General features: G+C 38.7%; 20 protein-coding genes and 1 other annotated feature. Of the genes, 3 read left to right on the forward strand and 17 right to left on the reverse strand.

The features are described from left to right. Nucleotides 1–51: 51 nt before the first annotated feature. The 3 genes from WKU33_RS12170 (at nt 52) to sigK (ending at nt 1,587) form a co-directional block, all read left to right on the forward strand. A complete protein-coding gene (locus tag WKU33_RS12170; protein ID WP_340454821.1) occupies nt 52–243 on the forward strand; it encodes a hypothetical protein in 192 nt (63 codons plus the stop codon). A 331-nt stretch (nt 244–574) separates the two neighbouring features. Further along, nucleotides 575–715, forward strand: a complete 141-nt coding sequence (locus tag WKU33_RS12175) for a sporulation histidine kinase inhibitor Sda (protein WP_340454823.1) — start codon at nt 575–577, stop codon at nt 713–715. A 158-nt stretch (nt 716–873) separates the two neighbouring features. Continuing rightward, nucleotides 874–1,587: an RNA polymerase sporulation sigma factor SigK gene (sigK, locus tag WKU33_RS12180; protein WP_340454824.1), complete on the forward strand. Its 714-nt coding sequence runs from the start codon at nt 874–876 to the stop codon at nt 1,585–1,587. Between the two features lie 48 nt (nt 1,588–1,635). Here sigK and mtnN read toward each other — a convergent pair whose 3' ends face one another. The 17 genes from mtnN to cymR all read right to left on the reverse strand — a co-directional run bounded on the left by mtnN (nt 1,636) and on the right by cymR (nt 18,174). Next, nucleotides 1,636–2,322, reverse strand: coding sequence for a 5'-methylthioadenosine/S-adenosylhomocysteine nucleosidase (mtnN, locus tag WKU33_RS12185; protein WP_340454826.1), 687 nt, complete (start codon nt 2,320–2,322; stop codon nt 1,636–1,638). A 34-nt stretch (nt 2,323–2,356) separates the two neighbouring features. Beyond that, complete coding sequence (locus WKU33_RS12190; protein WP_340454828.1) at nt 2,357–3,031, reverse strand: YrrS family protein; 675 nt, start codon at nt 3,029–3,031, stop codon at nt 2,357–2,359. A gap of 348 nt (nt 3,032–3,379) precedes the next feature. Next, complete coding sequence (greA, locus tag WKU33_RS12195; protein ID WP_340454830.1) at nt 3,380–3,856, reverse strand: transcription elongation factor GreA; 477 nt, start codon at nt 3,854–3,856, stop codon at nt 3,380–3,382. 159 nt (nt 3,857–4,015) lie between these two features. After that, the gene (gene udk / locus WKU33_RS12200; RefSeq protein WP_340454832.1) at nt 4,016–4,645 is read right to left on the reverse strand and encodes a uridine kinase; all 630 of its coding nucleotides are present in this window, start codon (nt 4,643–4,645) and stop codon (nt 4,016–4,018) included. Nucleotides 4,646–4,661: 16 nt separating this feature from the next. Continuing rightward, complete coding sequence (locus WKU33_RS12205) at nt 4,662–5,303, reverse strand: O-methyltransferase (RefSeq protein WP_340454834.1); 642 nt, start codon at nt 5,301–5,303, stop codon at nt 4,662–4,664. Nucleotides 5,304–5,375: 72 nt separating this feature from the next. After that, the gene (gene mltG / locus WKU33_RS12210) at nt 5,376–6,497 is read right to left on the reverse strand and encodes an endolytic transglycosylase MltG (RefSeq protein WP_340454836.1); all 1,122 of its coding nucleotides are present in this window, start codon (nt 6,495–6,497) and stop codon (nt 5,376–5,378) included. 156 nt (nt 6,498–6,653) lie between these two features. Next, a complete protein-coding gene (locus WKU33_RS12215; RefSeq protein ID WP_156856250.1) occupies nt 6,654–6,944 on the reverse strand; it encodes a DUF1292 domain-containing protein in 291 nt (96 codons plus the stop codon). A 14-nt stretch (nt 6,945–6,958) separates the two neighbouring features. Beyond that, nucleotides 6,959–7,372 (reverse strand): Holliday junction resolvase RuvX, encoded by a 414-nt coding sequence (gene ruvX, locus WKU33_RS12220; RefSeq protein WP_156856251.1) that lies wholly within the window; start codon nt 7,370–7,372, stop codon nt 6,959–6,961. Continuing rightward, a complete protein-coding gene (locus WKU33_RS12225) occupies nt 7,373–7,639 on the reverse strand; it encodes an IreB family regulatory phosphoprotein (RefSeq protein ID WP_340454840.1) in 267 nt (88 codons plus the stop codon). Between the two features lie 83 nt (nt 7,640–7,722). Further along, entirely contained in the window at nt 7,723–10,368 is a 2,646-nt protein-coding gene (alaS, locus tag WKU33_RS12230) for an alanine--tRNA ligase (RefSeq protein WP_340454842.1), read from the reverse strand. A gap of 78 nt (nt 10,369–10,446) precedes the next feature. Next, nucleotides 10,447–10,649, reverse strand: a binding site (T-box leader). Nucleotides 10,650–10,694: 45 nt separating this feature from the next. Next, nucleotides 10,695–11,774 carry an AI-2E family transporter gene (locus WKU33_RS12235; protein WP_340454844.1) on the reverse strand — a complete coding sequence of 360 codons (1,080 nt, stop codon included), beginning with the start codon at nt 11,772–11,774 and terminating at the stop codon, nt 10,695–10,697. A gap of 21 nt (nt 11,775–11,795) precedes the next feature. Then, nucleotides 11,796–12,002, reverse strand: coding sequence for a hypothetical protein (locus WKU33_RS12240; protein WP_156856255.1), 207 nt, complete (start codon nt 12,000–12,002; stop codon nt 11,796–11,798). A 67-nt stretch (nt 12,003–12,069) separates the two neighbouring features. Next, complete coding sequence (gene recD2, locus WKU33_RS12245) at nt 12,070–14,382, reverse strand: SF1B family DNA helicase RecD2 (RefSeq protein WP_188856560.1); 2,313 nt, start codon at nt 14,380–14,382, stop codon at nt 12,070–12,072. A gap of 401 nt (nt 14,383–14,783) precedes the next feature. Then, the gene (locus WKU33_RS12250; RefSeq protein ID WP_340454846.1) at nt 14,784–15,446 is read right to left on the reverse strand and encodes a tetratricopeptide repeat protein; all 663 of its coding nucleotides are present in this window, start codon (nt 15,444–15,446) and stop codon (nt 14,784–14,786) included. 15 nt (nt 15,447–15,461) lie between these two features. After that, nucleotides 15,462–16,574 carry a tRNA 2-thiouridine(34) synthase MnmA gene (gene mnmA / locus WKU33_RS12255; protein ID WP_188856562.1) on the reverse strand — a complete coding sequence of 371 codons (1,113 nt, stop codon included), beginning with the start codon at nt 16,572–16,574 and terminating at the stop codon, nt 15,462–15,464. A gap of 5 nt (nt 16,575–16,579) precedes the next feature. Further along, complete coding sequence (locus WKU33_RS12260) at nt 16,580–17,731, reverse strand: cysteine desulfurase family protein (RefSeq protein WP_340454849.1); 1,152 nt, start codon at nt 17,729–17,731, stop codon at nt 16,580–16,582. Between the two features lie 23 nt (nt 17,732–17,754). After that, nucleotides 17,755–18,174 carry a cysteine metabolism transcriptional regulator CymR gene (gene cymR / locus WKU33_RS12265; RefSeq protein ID WP_188856564.1) on the reverse strand — a complete coding sequence of 140 codons (420 nt, stop codon included), beginning with the start codon at nt 18,172–18,174 and terminating at the stop codon, nt 17,755–17,757. Nucleotides 18,175–18,385 lie beyond the last annotated feature (211 nt).

The raw sequence follows: 18,385 nt of genomic DNA on the forward strand, positions 1-18,385 counted from the left end.
ATAAACAAATACTTATCTATTATCTAATTTAAGGAAGAAAGGGGTATTGACTTGGTATTTACTAAAGTTGTCTATGCTGAAGACACGTATACTTTTGAAGAGAAAATAAACGATGTTATTTCCAATGAGTCCAAAACTGATGTTACGCTAAAAGACATTAAATTCAACTCTGTTTTTCAAGGCGGAGCTCTAGGATCAGATACAATAGCGAATACTGCTATATTAATTTTTGAAAAAGAATGATCACAGTATTTATTTACTAACCCGACGAAAAATCACGTCGGGTTATTTTTTTATAAAAAATCTGAAGTATATTCTATTCAGCCAAGCTTTATACCCGTTTTCTTCCGATTTTTTTAAAAAATCGTTCGACATAAATTGACAATTCAAAAATTGGGGATAACCTTATTCACTAAAAAAATCCCTTTAATACAACATTTTTATCGGTAAACAGCGAATTATGCACAAGTTATCTACATTTACCTGTAGATAACTTGTGTCTTGTCCTCGTTTTGGAAACATGTTAAATTATTAATTGAACATTCTCATGACGATAATTTTGGGGGATTATAATATGGAAAATTTATCCGATGAACTGCTTGTAGAATCATATATAAAAGCACGTAAGTTAAATCTTAGTCAAGATTTTCTGTCACTGATCAAGAAGGAAATTGATAAGAGAAGTCTTAACAACAAGATAAAACAGCACCGTTAATAGATAAAAATCAACTAACTCACCCCTGTTTTTGTCGATTTTTTCCTAAATCAAGAAAACTTTAATGGACATACACTATTTACCCCCACAAGTCATACATTTTACTATAGGCTGTAGCCTAATTGGAAGTGAAGACTTTATTGTGGGGGTGTTTGTCCTTGTCTGGAATTTTATCTGTTCTTGCTGTCATCATGAAGGAAGCAATGTTTTTCGTTTCCTATATAAAGAATCACGCCTTTCCGCAACCGCTCTCCTCCAAAGAAGAGGCAAAATATATAAAAGCAATGCTTGAAGGAGATGGTGAAGCAAGGAACAAATTAATCGAACATAATTTGCGTTTAGTTGCTCATATTGTTAAAAAGTTCGATAATACCGGCGAAGACACGGAAGATTTGATCTCAATTGGAACGATCGGTCTCATTAAAGGAGTAGAAAGCTTTTCAGTAAATAAGGGAACAAAATTAGCCACTTATGCCGCACGTTGTATTGAAAATGAAATCCTCATGCATCTCCGCGCCTTAAAAAAGGTAAAGAAAGACGTCTCTCTCCACGACCCCATCGGTCAGGATAAAGAAGGCAATGAAATCAGTCTCATCGACATTTTGGAGGCTGAAAATGAAAACATCATCGAATATATCCAATTGAACATGGAGATCGATAAGATGCAACATTTCTTCAAAGTTCTCGATGAACGGGAAAAGGAAGTAATCATCTACCGATATGGACTTCACGATAAAAATGAAATGACCCAGCGAGAAATTGCAAAAAAATTAAACATATCAAGAAGCTACGTTTCTCGCATTGAGAAACGTGCTTTAATGAAGGTTTTCCATGAGTATTACCGACAGGAAAGAAGTAAACAGAACGACTGAAATAAGGACAGAGGAATTCAAAGTGAATTCCTCTGTCCGAGTTTGTATCTATACAGTTTTTACAACCTTCATAATTAACTCAGAAGCGTTTTCTGCCGCCGTTTTAAGGAATGCGTCAAAGGAAACAGACGAATCCTTTCCTGCGATATCAGAAAGCGCTCGGATAACGACAAATGGAGTCTCATATTGGGCACATACTTGAGCTATAGCAGCTGCTTCCATTTCAGCAGCAATCATTTCTGGAAAATTAAATCGTGCTGTATTTACTTTGACTTCATCTTCCATAAATGAATCACCAGTAGCTATTAGACCGATTTCAAAGTTTATTCCTAACCCTTTTACCGCATCTGCGGTCAACTGGACAAGACGCTCATCTGCTTTAAATGTAGCGGGCAGACCCGGTACTTGGCCATAAACATAATCAAACGCAGTGACGTCTACGTCATGATGTACGACTTCATTAGAAATCACAAGATCCCCTACATTAAGATTATCTGAGAAACCTCCGGCGGAACCGGTATTGATAATAAACTGTGGGTGGAAGCGTTCCATCATAATTGTCGTTCCCATTGCTGCATTCACTTTACCGATTCCGGATTTTAATAACACAATCTCTTTTCCTGATAATTCCCCTTGAATAAAATGACAACCAGCAACAGATATTTCTGTTCGGTTATCCATGTTCTCCAGTAAATAAGCTATTTCTTCATCCATTGCTCCGATGATTCCAATCATGTTGTTACCCCCAGGTTTTTAGTTCAACTTTCCATCATTTCAATGTTTCTAGTTTGGTTGGTTGCCAACCTTCTTCGTCAATCCAAGACATGAAAACACGATATTTTTCAGTTTGAGCACGGTTCGAAACAGTGGCGACTACTTTCTGATCTCCTCCATTTCCAATCCAAACTTCAATTAAATCATCTTCCGGGATGCCAGTTACCTTTGAAGCCGCCCGTTTAATCTCAATTCGGTCTTCTGAGCCATCTTCATAATTAGTTGTATGTGGACCAGTTTGCTCTGTACCAATTGGTGGCCAGTTACCCATAACCGCTTGTACAACATCATCATCAGATGGCTCTGTTTCTACCGTCTCAATTTCGTCATATTCATCATTTTCCTCTGATTCATTTTCATCACCAGATTCATCTTCTTCATCTTTGTTACGATCTTCTTCATCTACTTCACTGTCGTCACTATTTTCTTTTCCATTCGCTTCTTCATCATCTGGTTTTTCATTTTCATCTTCTGTTTCCAGGAAAAATGAATCTTCTTCACTTGTCGAACCCTCGTTATCATCAGATGCTTTCTTATCATTGCCTCCGAAAATCCAAGCGCCGATTAAAAATAACACCAAGACGGCAGCTATTGTAAGAAAGTAGTTAATAAATTTGGTGTTTCTCCTACGTTTTTCAAACTTGTCCATACGCGAGTTATTTTTTGTCATCTTTATTTTACCTCCTCGTTCCCGTTTATCACGATGCGATCGTCAGTAAAACTCCCACCGAAAACTTAAGCGTGTACCTAAAAAGTTTCGAGGGATAACGGACGCTAACACCTGATTCGTTCAACTAACAATCATAGAGGATAAATGTCAGCTAAGTACGAGACGCTTGTCGCAACGTCTGACTCGTACATCCAGTACGTCGAACCTCCAATGATTGAAGTTTCACTTTATAGTATCATACCATAAGATTTATGGGGAGAAAATAAGCTGGACATATCAGAATTGTACCATGACGAAAGATTTAAAAAGCAGCAGAGTCTCCCCCGCTGCTCATTATTTAATATTATATTATTCGACTTTTGTAATGCGAACTTGGAAGTCGCCTCCTGGAGTCGTAACAGTAACTTCTGCACCAACTTCTTGACCGAGCAAGCTTTTGGCAATTGGTGAGTCATTAGAAATTTTACCTTCAAACGGGTCAGCTTCAGCGCTTCCCACGATTGTATAAGTTTCCTCATCACCATCTGGAAGTTCTTGGAAAGTAACAGACTTCCCTAAGGACACGATGTTTGAGTTTGTATCTGTATTTTCAATGATCACTGCATTACGGATCATTTTTTCTACTTGCGTAATTCGTTGTTCAACAAAAGCTTGTTCCTCTTTTGCAGAATCATACTCGGAGTTCTCAGACAAGTCACCGAAATCACGGGCTATTTTAATTCTTTCAACGACTTCTTGTCTTCTGTCCGTTTTTAAATAATGTAATTCTTTCTCTAATTTTTCTTTCCCCTCAGCTGTCATATAATAACTTTTCTCTATAGACATGTAAAACACTCCTTTATATTTTTCCACTTTCATTAAGAATAAATCCTGCATTTGCATTAAATGTATGCGCTTTGACCGCATTTATGAGATGTATAAGAATATGCTATTCACCATCATGGCAGACTTCTTCTAATTTATCAATATATTTTTACATTGAAATTAGTTTTTGTGTGACAACATTGTTTCTATTTTAGATGCCATGATATCAATTGCTACACGGTTTTGTCCACCTTCTGGGATGATAATATCTGCATAGCGCTTTGTCGGTTCGATAAATTGCTCATGGGATGGTCGTACGTTGTTCAAGTATTGATCAATAACTGAATCCAAACTCCGACCTCTTTCCTTGATATCCCGCATTAAACGACGTATGATCCTTAAATCTGCATCCGTATCAACAAATACCTTAATATCCATTAATTCACGGAGTTCAGCATCTTCCAGGATAAGAATCCCTTCCACAATAATGACATCTTTTGGTTCTACATGAATCACTTTATTGGAGCGGGTATGCAATTTATAATCATAAACCGGCTTCTCGATTGTCTTTTTCTCCGTCAAGTCTTTAACATGTTGAATCAATAAATCATTATCAAACGCAAATGGATGATCGTAATTCGTATTCAATCTCTCTTCGAATGATAAATGTGCTTGATTTTTATAATAATAATCTTGTTCAAGGACAAGAATTGATTTATCGGTAAAGCGATCATAGATGGCTCTTGTTACAGATGTTTTTCCACTTCCACTTCCTCCCGCAACACCGATGACCATTGGTTTATCCAACATTCCATTTGGCCGCCTTTCAATCTTTTTTATAACTTATCATTACACCGTCTCCAATAGGCAAGATCGATGTTATATATTCCGGATGTGCACTTAAGAATTGATTATAAGCACGGATTTTCTTCACCATATTCCGGTACCTTTTCGGTGCTGTCTCCTCGTCTTTCACATAGCCTCGGAATAAGACATTATCCGTAACGAGCCAGCCGCGCTTTTGGAGGAGTGGGTGGGCTAGATCAAAGAAATCACGATACTTCCCTTTAGCTGCATCAATAAAAATGAAATCAAATGTTTCCTTGTCCTGCTGTAATTCTTTTAACACCTCGAGCGCATCACCAAAGCGGACATCTACTTGTTCGCTTTTTTGCGATTCTTTTATAAATCGAACAGCTTCCTCGTAACGTTGTTTATCCCTTTCAATCGTTATGATTTCGGCTTCTGGACTTGCCTCAAGCATCCGGATAGCAGAATAACCGATTGCTGTTCCTATTTCTAGAATTCTTTTCGGTTGATGGATCATGATTTGTTTCAGTAAAAAATCAATTGCTGTGCTCTCCATAATCGGCACGTTGTGAATGTGCGCATATTCTTCAAGCTCCCTCACCTGGTCAGTGGCGGGATTGATTAGTTCTTGTAAATAACCCTGAATGTCCTCATTCATCATTTCTACCTCTTTTTTACTAAAAAGTTTTCTTTCGTGAAAAGTAGAAATGTGAATATGGTATTCACATTTCTACTCATCATTCATATTTTTTTTATTTTGATTATGCTCCTCTAACGTTTCTGCATAGTGAATATTTCCCTCGTGGTCATGAAGGAAATAATAATAATCACTTTCTACCGGATTTAGGACTGCCTCTAACGAACTTTCGGCAAAATTACTGATCGGTCCGACCGGTAACCCTTCCACATAATACGTATTATACGGTGATTCAATTTCCAAATCCTCATATAATACACGGTCCTTATGCTCTCCCTGTGCATAGAGCACTGTCGGGTCAGTTTGAAGCGGCATACCTGCTTCTAAACGGTTATAGAAGACTCCTGCTATTTCGTTACGCTGATCGATATGTCCGGTTTCTTTTTCTATGATGGAAGCAAATGTAATAGCTTCATGCATCGTCAAATCAAGTTCTTCGATTTCCTCAAAGTGTTGGGATACGACCGCCTGCGTTTGATCGAGCATCATTTCGACAATCGTCTCAATCGAAGGATCTTCCTCATAGAAATCATACGTAATCGCAAATAAATAACCTTCCAGTGGATATCTGATTTCCTCATTTAATATATCGTCGGTAAGGATAAGTGGATAATCCTTTATTAACTGTTTGATATATTTTTCATCATTCACTTTCTCCAAAAACTCTTCACTTGTGAATGAGAATTGATCGGCATAGATTTCAGCAATCTGCTCGATGGTGAGCCCTTCAGGAATTGTGACCCGATGCGCTGTTTCCAGGACAATTTTCCCGTTTTTTAGGGATTCAATGATTTCATCCATCGACATCGCTGGGCTGAATGTATAGACACCAGCTTGGAAATCTGATTCATTTTTCAATTTTATGTAGAAACGAAAAATAAGGCCATTTTTTATAATACCATTTTCCTCTAATATCGTCGCTATTGTTGAACTGGTTGAACCAATCGGTATTTCAACTTCAACTTTTTCTTCGCTATCTGCTTCTACTGGTTCCAGGGCCGATTTCACATAGAAATAACCAACCAGTCCACTTATGACTAATATAATGATTAGTACTAGCAAGACGATGGATACTATCTTACGGACCGTGCGCGCTTCTTCCCCACGAGCATTACGGTTTTCTTTGAAGCGCTTGGTGAATTTACCTTTGCTCATGTATTCCTCTCCCTCTTATTCGATATATTATACTATATTATGTAAAATAATAAAGTATAAAGTGAATCTTAATTTCATACATAACACTTGCGAATAAAATTCACTTCACAGGGAAAAGCTGATGTCTCTTGGAGACATCAGCTTTGATAAAAAGATTTACTTTTCGTCTTCGTCTTCCTCCGCCAATGTTGCGAGCATCTCTTCAACAATTTCCCATTCCTCATCCGATTCAATCGGAAACAGGGAGAGATCTTCCTCATCATTTTCTTTTTCCTCATAACGGAAAGCATATACTTCGACTTCTTCGTCTTCCGCTTGTTCGACAGGTACAACGGCGATATAAGATTGGTCTGTATCATCGACATCGAATGTAAATAATACCTCGAATAAATGCTCTTCTCCGTTATCATCCGGGATGATAATTCTTTCTTTTTCTTCTAAACTCATGAGGTCACCTCTTTTTATTTTTGATCCAGATAGCCCTGTAATATAAATACTGCAGCCATCTTATCAATCACTTTTTTCCGTTTCTTTCTGCTCATATCTGCTTCCAATAAAACTCGTTCCGCAGCGGCAGTCGTTAAACGTTCGTCCCAAAGAACATAAGGCAATTGGAACGTTTCTCCAAAATGTTCGGCAAAACGCTGGGAAGCTTCTCCTCGCTCTCCGATTGTACCATTCATGTTCTTTGGTAAGCCAATGATAGCTTTCCCTATATCATGTTCGTCTATGATTTTTTTTAATTCATCGTCTGCAGAATGGAGATCAAGCTCATTCCAATGAATCGTTGTTAACCCTTGTGCTGTCCAGCCCAATGCATCGCTGACAGCAACTCCTATTGTTTTCGATCCGACATCCAGTCCAATAATTTTCATTTAGTTGTTTTGATTTTCCTTTAAATAATATTTTACTAATTCTTCAATTACCTCATCACGTTCCGCTTTACGAATTAGGTTTCTCGCATCTTTATGCCTTGGGATATAAGCAGGGTCACCGGATAATAAATAACCTACAATCTGATTAATTGGATTGTATCCTTTTTCCTGTAATGCTTCATGCACAGTAAAAAGGATTGTTTTTATATCGCGATCATACGGCTCCTCTGAAAAGTTAAACTTCATTGTTTTATCAATTGAACTCATTGTGACACCTCATTCCAAGTATTCGCGCACGATCCATCTTTATAAAGTTCATTATAACCTTTTCCATGGATTGTTACAAATTACTACTGATTGATTGCTTTCTTTACAAAGGCTTGTGCAGATGTTAGGGCTTCTTGAATTTTAGATGGATCACTTCCCCCTGCCTGGGCCATGTCCGGTCGCCCTCCACCGCCACCACCGCAAATGGTAGCAGCTTCTTTTATTAATTTACCTGCATGTATACCTTTTTCGACAAAGTCTTTGGAAACTCCTGCCGCGAGCTGAACTTTTCCGTTATTTTCTGTTGCAAGTAAAATAACTGCGGAATCCAGTTTTTGTTTCAAATCATCGACCATATTCCGTAACTGGTTCATATCTTTTACATTGACATGCTCTGCCAGCACCGGGACACCGGCGATATCTTCTACTTTTTCCAAGATGGAAGATGCTTCAATGTTTGCTATTTTTGTACTTAAAGATTCATTTTTCTTTTCCAGGTTACTTACTTCTTGTTGTAATGATTGTACTCTTTCTGTAATTTGCTGATCATCATTTGCCTTCACTAGATTAGATACCTGCTTTAGAATCTTCATTTTCCCGTTTAAAAACTCAAAAGCTTTCTTGCTTGTGACAGCTTCTATCCTTCTCGTTCCAGCGCCGATCCCGCCTTCAGATACGAGTTTAAACAGACCGATTTCAGAAGTGTTACGTACATGACAGCCGCCACACAACTCGACACTGTAGTCACCGATTTGCACAACACGGACAATATCTCCATATTTTTCCCCGAATAACGCCATTGCTCCTGTTTCTTTCGCTTTTTCAAATTCCTGATAATCAATGGAAAGATCAATGGATTGCCAAATTTTTTCGTTCACAATCGCTTCGATTTTCCGAAGTTCGTCTTCACGGAGTGCGGAGAAATGAGTGAAATCAAATCGCAAACGATCTGGGGTGACGAGTGAACCTGCTTGATTGACGTGATTACCTAGCACATCCTTTAATGCTTGGTGCAGTATGTGGGTTGCCGTATGGTTTTTAATAACTGCGTTACGAAAGGCATTTTCGACAATTGCCTGAACTTCATCCCCTTTACTAATTTCCCCGCTTTTCACTATCACTTTATGGATATGGAGTCCTTGTGGTGATTTTTGAACATCTTCAACATAAGCTGACGCATGCTCCGTATAAATCCATCCTTTGTCGCCAACTTGTCCACCACTCTCCGCGTAAAATGGCGTTTCTTTCAAGAAGAGGAATACTTCATCATTTGATTTTGCCACTTGTGCTTCTTCACCGGCATGGATAATCGCTGTAACGGTAGTCTTCGTTTCCAGTTTGTCATATCCGATAAAGGTGTCTTCCAAATCCAGGCCACTTAATGTCGTGTCTTGTACTTGCATCGAATCGACCCTTTGTCTTGCGTTTCTTGCTCTTTCTTTCTGTTTTTCCATTTCGGTTTCAAAACCGTGCTCATCAATTGTAAATCCATGTTCTTCAACATACTCGGCTGTAAGTTCCTTTGGAAAACCATACGTATCATATAATTTAAATACTTCTTCTCCAGGAAATACTTTATTTCCAGCCTTTTCTTCCCTTTTAATGATTGAAGTTAATATTTCTAATCCGTCGTTTAAGGTTTCATGGAATCGTTCTTCTTCAGAACGGATAATTTTTGCAATATGATCTTTCTGTTCAATTACTTGCGGATAGAAGTCCTGCATAATTTCACCGACAACATCGACCAATTCATATAAAAATGGTTTGTCCAAGCCAATATCTTTGGAAAAACGAATCGCTCGACGAATCAGCCTTCTTAAGACGTAACCCCGCCCTTCATTAGATGGAAGCGCACCATCAGCTATCGCAAAGCTGACCGTACGGATATGGTCGGCGATGACTTTAAAAGCAATTGTTTGTTTATCATTTGCTCCATATTTGACTTGGGCGATTTGCTCTGTCTTTTCAATTATTGGCATAAATAGATCTGTTTCAAAGTTTGTCGGTACGTCCTGAATAATTGATATGAGACGTTCTAGACCCATTCCAGTATCAATATTCTTCTTTGGTAACGGAGTGTACGTATCGTCCGCATTATGGTTGAATTGGGAGAATACCAGGTTCCATATTTCAAGATAACGGCTGTTCTCTCCTCCTGGAAATAACTCTGGATCATTCGGATCATTGCCGTACTCCTCGCCACGGTCATAAAAGATTTCCGTATTCGGACCACTTGGACCTTCCCCAATATCCCAGAAGTTCTCTTCCAGTCGAATGATTCGTTCTGGCGGCAATTTAATTTCGTTTAGCCAAATATCATAAGCCTCATCATCTTCCGGATGAACCGTAACCGATAAGACGTCTGGGTCGAATCCGAGCCATTTGTCACTCGTTAAAAATTCCCATGCCCAGTGGATTGCTTCTTTTTTGAAATAATCACCGATGGAAAAATTACCGAGCATTTCAAAGAATGTGTGGTGTCTAGCAGTATAGCCGACATTCTCAATATCGTTCGTTCGGATTGATTTCTGTGCATTTACGATTCGAGGATTATCCGGGATGACTCTTCCATCAAAGTATTTCTTTAATGTGGCAACCCCGCTGTTGATCCATAAAAGACTCGGATCGTCTTTCGGAACAAGCGATGCACTTGGCTCTACTGTATGACCTTTTTCTTTAAAGAAATCAAGAAACAGTTGTCTAACTTCGGCTGAATTAAATTTTTTCATCTTTTATTATCCTCCTTGTAATTGAAGATGGGGCCCTGTATCCCATTTTTCAACATAAAAAAATCTCCTCTCTGCTTATGCAGGGACGAGATTGTTCGCGGTACCACCCTATTTGTGAATTGTTGCCTACTCACCTCTTATGCATGTTAACGGTTTGATACCGACGGGGATTAGCCGCACTCAAGTGTAGCATTCCATGATTCGATGTGAGGATTTTCTCAGCTTAAAAATCCCTTTCTGTCACACGAGCTTCATGTACTCGGCACTTTCATCATTTTTAAATCTTCTTTTAGCGCTAGTATAGATAAATATTAACCGCTTGTCAATCAGTTATCACCAGGTAAAAGATACGGTAAGTGTTTAACAACTACTTTTAAAATAGCAACTAATGGCACTGCGATAATCATTCCAATAATCCCAAATAACTGTCCGCCTAACAATAATGCAAATATAATCATCACCGGGTGAATTCGAATATTCTTTCCCATAATAAATGGCGAAAGGAAATTCCCATCTATCATCTGGACAACAAATATTGCAATAATTACATAAAGGGCAAGAAGCGGTGAAGTAGTATAAGCAATCATCACGGCTGGTACTGCACCAATTATCGGACCAAAATAAGGGATAATATTGGTGAGTCCGATTACGATTGCAAGTAAAAGCGCATAAGGCACTTGTATAAATTTAAAAGCAAGGAATGTAAGCAATGTCACAAACAAGCTGACAAAAAACAAGCCTCGCAAATACCCACCAAGACCTTCATCGATTTTCTCGACCATCTGTTGCATCCTTGAATGGAGCCGATGCGGGATAAACCCCTTTAGAAATTGTTTCAGCAGATGATAATCCTTTATATAATAAAAGACGAGGACGGGAATAACGGTGACAATAAGAATCATATCAAATAGATGGGTAAACCCGTCGACTAAGCGGGATACGAGATGATCCGACAGATTTTCCAGCCGAATAATGACTTCATCAATCTTGTCATGGAAGGTCTCCGGCAGGAACGAAGTAGAGGTGTAAAGATGATTAATCGATGATTCATACATATTCACAAACTGCGGAATATTTTCAATTAAATCATTCATTTGCTGAATAACGATCGGATAAACGCGATAAAATAAAAAAGCAATCCCACCGAAAAACAGAATATAAATGATCATCACGGCTAGCCCTTTATGAATCTGTTGCCGGTCTAGAAATTCTATAATCGGATACAGTAAATAAGCGATAAATCCCGCAATGATAAACGGCAAAAATAGTTTCCACAAAAAGGAAAAAACCTCTTTAAAATAGGGTAAGGTGACCCATAACAAAAATGAAAATATTAAAATCAGGATTCCTATTAAAAGGAAATATAATAGTTTTTTTCTGTTCCACCATTCAAGCAACTGCAACACCTCGTGCTATGTTTGCTCTCGTCACGACAGTAACTTATCTTCCGTGATTGTTCTCTCTTCCTCTGAAAACAAATCATTAAGCGGGCTTACACTACCATCGACTTCGATTTGGTGAATATGGAATTTATCCTTTTTGACTACTAGTTCCAAATAACAAGACCAGCAATAATATAATTGGATTCCTATTTTTCCAAGATTTTTCCCTTTACAATTTGGACATTGCATCATTTCATCATCTCCTAGCTATAATTTCTATTTATAGCCTAACCGAAAGAGAAAATGAATATACTTCTATTTACATAAAATCATAAGGATTCAGTTCTTTTTCCTCATCTGAGATAAAATTTGGCAGTTCTTGTTCTTCCTCTAGCCGGCTCTCTAGCCGTTCAATTAAGGATGTGTAGCGCTGATTCGTGTCCATCGTCGTAACACCCCGCAAAAATGCTGACATATCCCCACAAATAATAAGGGATTCTTTACTTCTTGTTATCGCTGTATATAATAAATTTTTCCGAAGCATCCGATGGTACGATGAAATGACTGGTAAAATGATAATCGGAAACTCACTGCCTTGGGATTTATGAATGGAGATACAATAAGCATGCATGAAATTCCCGAAATCCTGCCGCTCATAAACAATTTCTTTTTCTTCAAAAGCAATAACAATTTGTTCTTTCTTCTCTTTATTTTCTTTTGCGAAAAAGATCGCGACAATCTCTCCTATATCTCCGTTGAATACACCGTCTTCCGGTTGGTTGACTAATTGGATTACCCTATCCCCTACTCGGTAACTTACATCCATTACTTTCATTTCCCGTGTTTTATCTGTCTTCGGGTTTAGAAGTTGTTGGATTTCCTCATTGATGCGATTAATTCCAGCCTCCGTTTTATAAATAGGGGCAAGCACTTGAATAGCGTTTGTATCGATTCCTTTTTCCAGCGCATGCTTGAATATTATTGTGATTGCTTCTACAATTTGTCGATTACTCGCCGGGATGAAACTGAAATCATTCGCTTTTTGAAGCGATGCATCTGTTATCTCGTTATTTTTTATTTCATGAGCAAGTTCAATAATCTTAGAACCTTCTTTTTGCCGGTATACTTCATGCAGTCTCACAATCGGTATTTTACCACTTGAAAGCAAATCAGAAAGTACTTGGCCAGGACCGACAGATGGTAGCTGATCTTCATCCCCAACTAACAGCACTTGCATATCATCTGGAATTGCTTTAAATAAATGATTGGCAAGCCAAGTATCGACCATCGAAAATTCATCAACAATTAGAAATTTCCCTGATAGACGCTCTTGTTCATTTTTTTCGAAGCCATCTTTTCCGTCCCAACCGAGCAACCGGTGGATGGTCGAGGATGGCAGGCCTGTAGACTCTTTTAATCGTTTAGCAGCCCGGCCAGTTGGAGCTGTAAGCACAAAAGGAAAATCTGACTTTTTCTCATAATCATCAATATCAAGGGAATGATCATGAATCGTTGCATAAGCTTTTACAATTCCTTTAATTACCGTTGTTTTGCCTGTGCCAGGCCCGCCAGTAAGAATCATTACCTTTGATTGTAACGCTTTTTCGATTGCATCAAATTGTTCCTTCCCGTAGCTTAGAATTTCTTCTTCTTCAATTTCCCCAGTTATCTTCATTAATTCAGCTAACGTTGTTTCACTTTCAATTTTTTTATTCATAATTCTACTAATATGGGCGGCAAAACCGTCCTCAGCATAGTATAAAGAAGGTAAATAAATATTTCCTTCACTAATAATAATTTTTTTCTCGGTATTCAATTGCTCCAACCGTTCCTGAATGATCTGTTCAGTCAGTTCGAAGCCTAGTACTTGAATCATTTCTCGCACGCATTGGTCATATGGTAAGTAGACATGGCCATCTTGAATACTTTTTTGCAGTACAAAAATACAGCCTGCACCAATCCGGTTCGGGTGGTCCATAGATAGTCCGTTCATTCGTGCAATCTGGTCAGCTGACTGGAAACCGAAGCCTTCAATGTCAAAAACAAATTGATATGGATCATCATATAACTTATGAATAGCTTCTTCCTTATATCGCTGATAAATTCGCTGGGCCATTTTAAGACTGATCTGGTAGCTCGAAAGCGTGATTGCAACTCGTTCAAAGCCTTGATGTTCTTCTAAACTTTTATGTAATTGTTCTCTTGTTTGTTTTTTAAGACCCGGAATTCCATCCAAGCATTCCGGGTCTTCTAAAATATGGGAGATGGCATTCATTCCTAATTTATCAACAATCCGAGTAGCTGTTTTTTCACCAATTGCATAAAACAAGTCACTGGACAAATAAGAAATCAAGCCTTCCTTCGTATCAGGGATATAGGTTTGATAGGATTCGACGCGGTACTGGATACCGAACTTTTGATGTTGCTCAAAGACACCGTGAAAATAATAAGAATGCTCTTCTGTCAAATGAGAGAAGTAACCTTTAGCAACAATCTCTTTCTCTTCATAATCTTCGTTCGTATCCTCTATTTTAACTTTTATGATTGCAAAATTCTCATCTTCATTGTGAAAAATTGTATAAAGAAGTCTGCCGCGAATATATCCTTTTTCATTTCGTTGCTTATCTTCCATACTTAAACACGCTCGTTTCGTTCTTTATTGACTCAACTTTCGCCGCCTGAAACAGTTAGCTAAACCTTAAAAATTCAAGAAAACCCGCAATCCACTCACCAAGAATCTGCATATTACGTTCATTCAGCGTAAGTATCTTTGTTTGTTCCTTTAGTTAAGCGCTCTAATCGCCGTTCAGTTGCCCGGTGGACGGATGCTTTCCGCGGGCACAGCCGAAGCCGCCTGCGGAAAGCGAGAGGTGTCTGAACTGCGGACCTCCAGAAGTAAGTTGCACACACTTACGCTGAATGGATGCAGTCGTTCATCTATCTGTTAAAAAATCATGTCTCGTCGTATTCGTCGCTAAATTTTCCGTACTTGATAAGATCGAACTGCTTTGATTTTTTACGTGCTAATGTTGATTATTGATTTTCCAAAAATTGTTCCACTTGTTTCTTTCCGTTCGCAGCTAAATAATGGTCCGGTTGCTCTTTTAGAGCTTGATTGAAATGCTTGAGGGCTTGTTCGGCATCTTCGTTGAATACGGCAATGACACCTAAATTATAATGGGCATCGCTATGTGCCTCATCCATTTTAATCACTTCTTGGAAGACTGTCTTCGCCTCATCGACAAGTTCCCCTTGGGCGAGCGAAAGCCCGTATTGGAAACGGTAATTAATTTCATCCTCAGCCAACTCTGTCGCCCGCAATAAATAAGGTAATGCTAATTTAAATTGTTCCTGGTACTGTAAAGAAAGACCGATCAAATAATATAAATGAGCATCCTCGAGTCCTTTATCCAATGCCTGCTGAAAATAGTTGTTCGCTTTCTCAAATTGTTCCTGTTTAAAATATAGATTGCCAAGTCCATAATAAGCAGTGGCAGCTGTGTCATCCAAACTGATTGCTTTCAAAAAGAACCGCTCCGCCCGTTCCGCTTCCTGAAGTTCTACTAAGAGGTTTCCAAAATTGATATAGCCCAATGGTTCATTTGGGTTCTCCTCAATCAATTCATTAAATAACTTTGCTGCTTCTTCATATTTTCCTTCCTGCATCATCTGGATTGCTTCTCTATTCTTATCCATGAATAATCCCCTAACTCAACCTACATAATCAAGATGTTGTTCATTTTTAATTACTTTATCAATCGTTCCTCCACCAAGACATACTTCACCGTCATAAAATACAACTGCCTGGCCTGGTGTAATTGCTCGCTGTGGTTCCGCAAATTCAACATGGACTTTTCCGTCCTCAAGTATGGTGACATTAACCTTGCTATCTTTTTGACGATATCTAAACTTGGCAGTACAGGAAAACGAACTCTTAATTTCTTCCGGATTGATCCAATTCAGATCGGTTGCGATTAATGAATCCGAATATAAATAATCATTTCCATAGCTTTGTTCTACATATAAAACATTTTCTTCCAAGTTTTTGCCGACAACAAACCACGGCTCCCCTGGCCCACCGATTCCAAGTCCTTGCCGTTGTCCGATCGTATAGTACATCAATCCATCATGTGTACCCATCACTTCACCAGTAAGAGTTTGCATTTCACCAGGTTGTGCTGGTAAATATTCACTTAAGAATTCTTTGAAGTTACGCTCCCCAATAAAGCAAATTCCGGTAGAATCCTTCTTCGTAGCTGTTGCGAGATTATGCTGAAGAGCAATCTCGCGTACTTTTGACTTCTGTAAATGCCCTAATGGGAACATTACTTTCGCTAAAACGTCACTAGATAGCTGGTTCAGGAAATACGTCTGATCTTTATTCTCATCCACTCCACGTAGCAACTCAACTTTTCCATTATCGCGTCTTACTTGTGCGTAATGTCCAGTTGCAAGATAGTCTGCACCTAGAGACACTGCATGATCGAGGAATGCTTTAAACTTAATTTCTTTGTTACACATGACATCGGGGTTTGGGGTACGTCCTGCTTTGTATTCATCAAGGAAATAGGTGAATACCTTATCCCAATATTCCTTCTCAAAGTTGACCGAATAGTAAGGAATATCTAACTGATTACATACGCGAACGACATCATCGAAATCTTCAGTTGCTGTGCAGACACCAAATTCATCGGTATCATCCCAATTTTTCATAAAAATCCCGACAACGTCATAGCCTTGCTCTTTCAGAAGCAGAGCGGCAACCGATGAATCAACACCACCACTCATACCGATTACGACACGTGTGTTTTTATTTTCATTCATTTTAATCACTTTCCTTGTTTTGTTAACCGTTTAATTATTTTCGCAACTCGCTTTGCCGCTTCGATTACATTTTCCTCTGTATTCGCACTTCCGAAACTGAAACGGATCGAGTTTGTCGTGCATGGATTATCATCACCAAACATTGCACTCAATACGTGGGATGGTTCCACGCTTCCAGCTGTACAAGCACTTCCGCTTGAGGCAGCAATTCCTTCCAAATCTAAATTTGTCAGTACTTGTTCCACGTTTGTACCAGGGAAACTAATATTGACAATCGTGCTGATTGCATGTTCCTGATCCCCATTCAAGGAGAAATCAATTCCTTCAGATTTAAGCTGTTCAATAAATTGTGCTTTATACTGCTCGTAGGCAAGGTTTCTTGCTTCTCGCTCATCAATGTTCAGTTGAACAGCTTCTTTAAAGCCGACGATGGCAGCAACGTTTTCTGTACCTGCCCGACGTTTTCTCTCCTGTTCCCCGCCGAACATCAAGTTTTGCATCATAACCGAATCACGTGCATAGAGAAAACCAATTCCTTTTGGACCATTAATCTTATGAGCGGAAGTGGTTAGTAAATCGATACCTAACTCATCCACATCAAGTTCTAATAAGCCATACGCCTGAACAGCATCCGTATGGAAATAAGTGTGATGTCCTTGTAACACTGCACCAATTTCCTTAATCGGCTGAATCACTCCAGTTTCATTGTTTACAAACATAATGGAAACAAGTATTGTATCTTCTCGCAATGCTGCTTCCACTACTTCAGGAGAAATACGGCCAGACTCATCTGTCGGTAGATAGGTTATCTCAAATCCGAGGGTTTCCAAATATTCTGCGGTATGAAGAACGGCATGATGTTCTTGCGCTGTTGTTATAATATGGTTGCCTTTTTCCCGGTTGGCAAGGGCTGTTCCAATCAATGCTAGATTATCCGCTTCTGTGCCACCACTTGTAAAGTAAATCTCCTTTTCATTGGCACCGATACTAGAAGCTATGAGTCGTCTTGCTTCATCTAATTGCTTCCTTGCTTTTCTTCCTTGTGAGTGAACACTTGAAGGGTTCCCATAAGTTTCTTGATAGATGGCTGTCATTACTTCTGCAACCTTCTTATCCATCGGTGTAGTTGCGGCATGGTCTAAATATATTGCTTCCATGGTGTGAATACCCTTCCTTCCTGTTAGATGTAAAACATATAGGCTTCTTCTTTATTATTATCACCAGAATCTGCTAAATCTTTTAGAGTTGTATGATCTAGCACCCCACGGATGGCATCACGGATTCTCAGCCATAATGCTTGTTGGGCAGGCTTCTCTTCTTCTATTCCTTCAACGAGTGTGATTGGACCTTCAAGCACCCGAATTACGTCTCCCGCAGTAATTTCTGTCGGTTCTTTTGCAAGTTTGTAGCCTCCGTAGGCTCCTCTTACACTTCTAACTAATCCTGCATTTCGAAGAGGTGCAGCCAACTGCTCCAAATAATGCTCAGATAAATTGTTTTCATGAGCGATCGATTTCAATGATTTGGGACCTTGCCCATATTCCTTTGCAAGTTCTATCATAATTGTAAGTCCATATCTTCCTTTTGTTGTTACTTTCATTTTAACTTTGCACCTCTTTACATTAAATCATTACTATACGTAATAAATTTTCTATTGTCTATCAATTAGCTTGAATTCAAGTCATACATATTATACTATTTGCTATTATAACATGAACCGTCTCTCTCTTGCATTTCTCTAATTTCAAGTCTAAGCTTTATATATAGTGCAACTTCTATACTTAAAAACAGAAAACAAAATCAGCCTTATC

It is taken from the genome of Oceanobacillus sp. HCA-5259 (assembly GCF_037892815.1).
Lineage (GTDB): Bacteria > Bacillota > Bacilli > Bacillales > Amphibacillaceae > Oceanobacillus > Oceanobacillus indicireducens.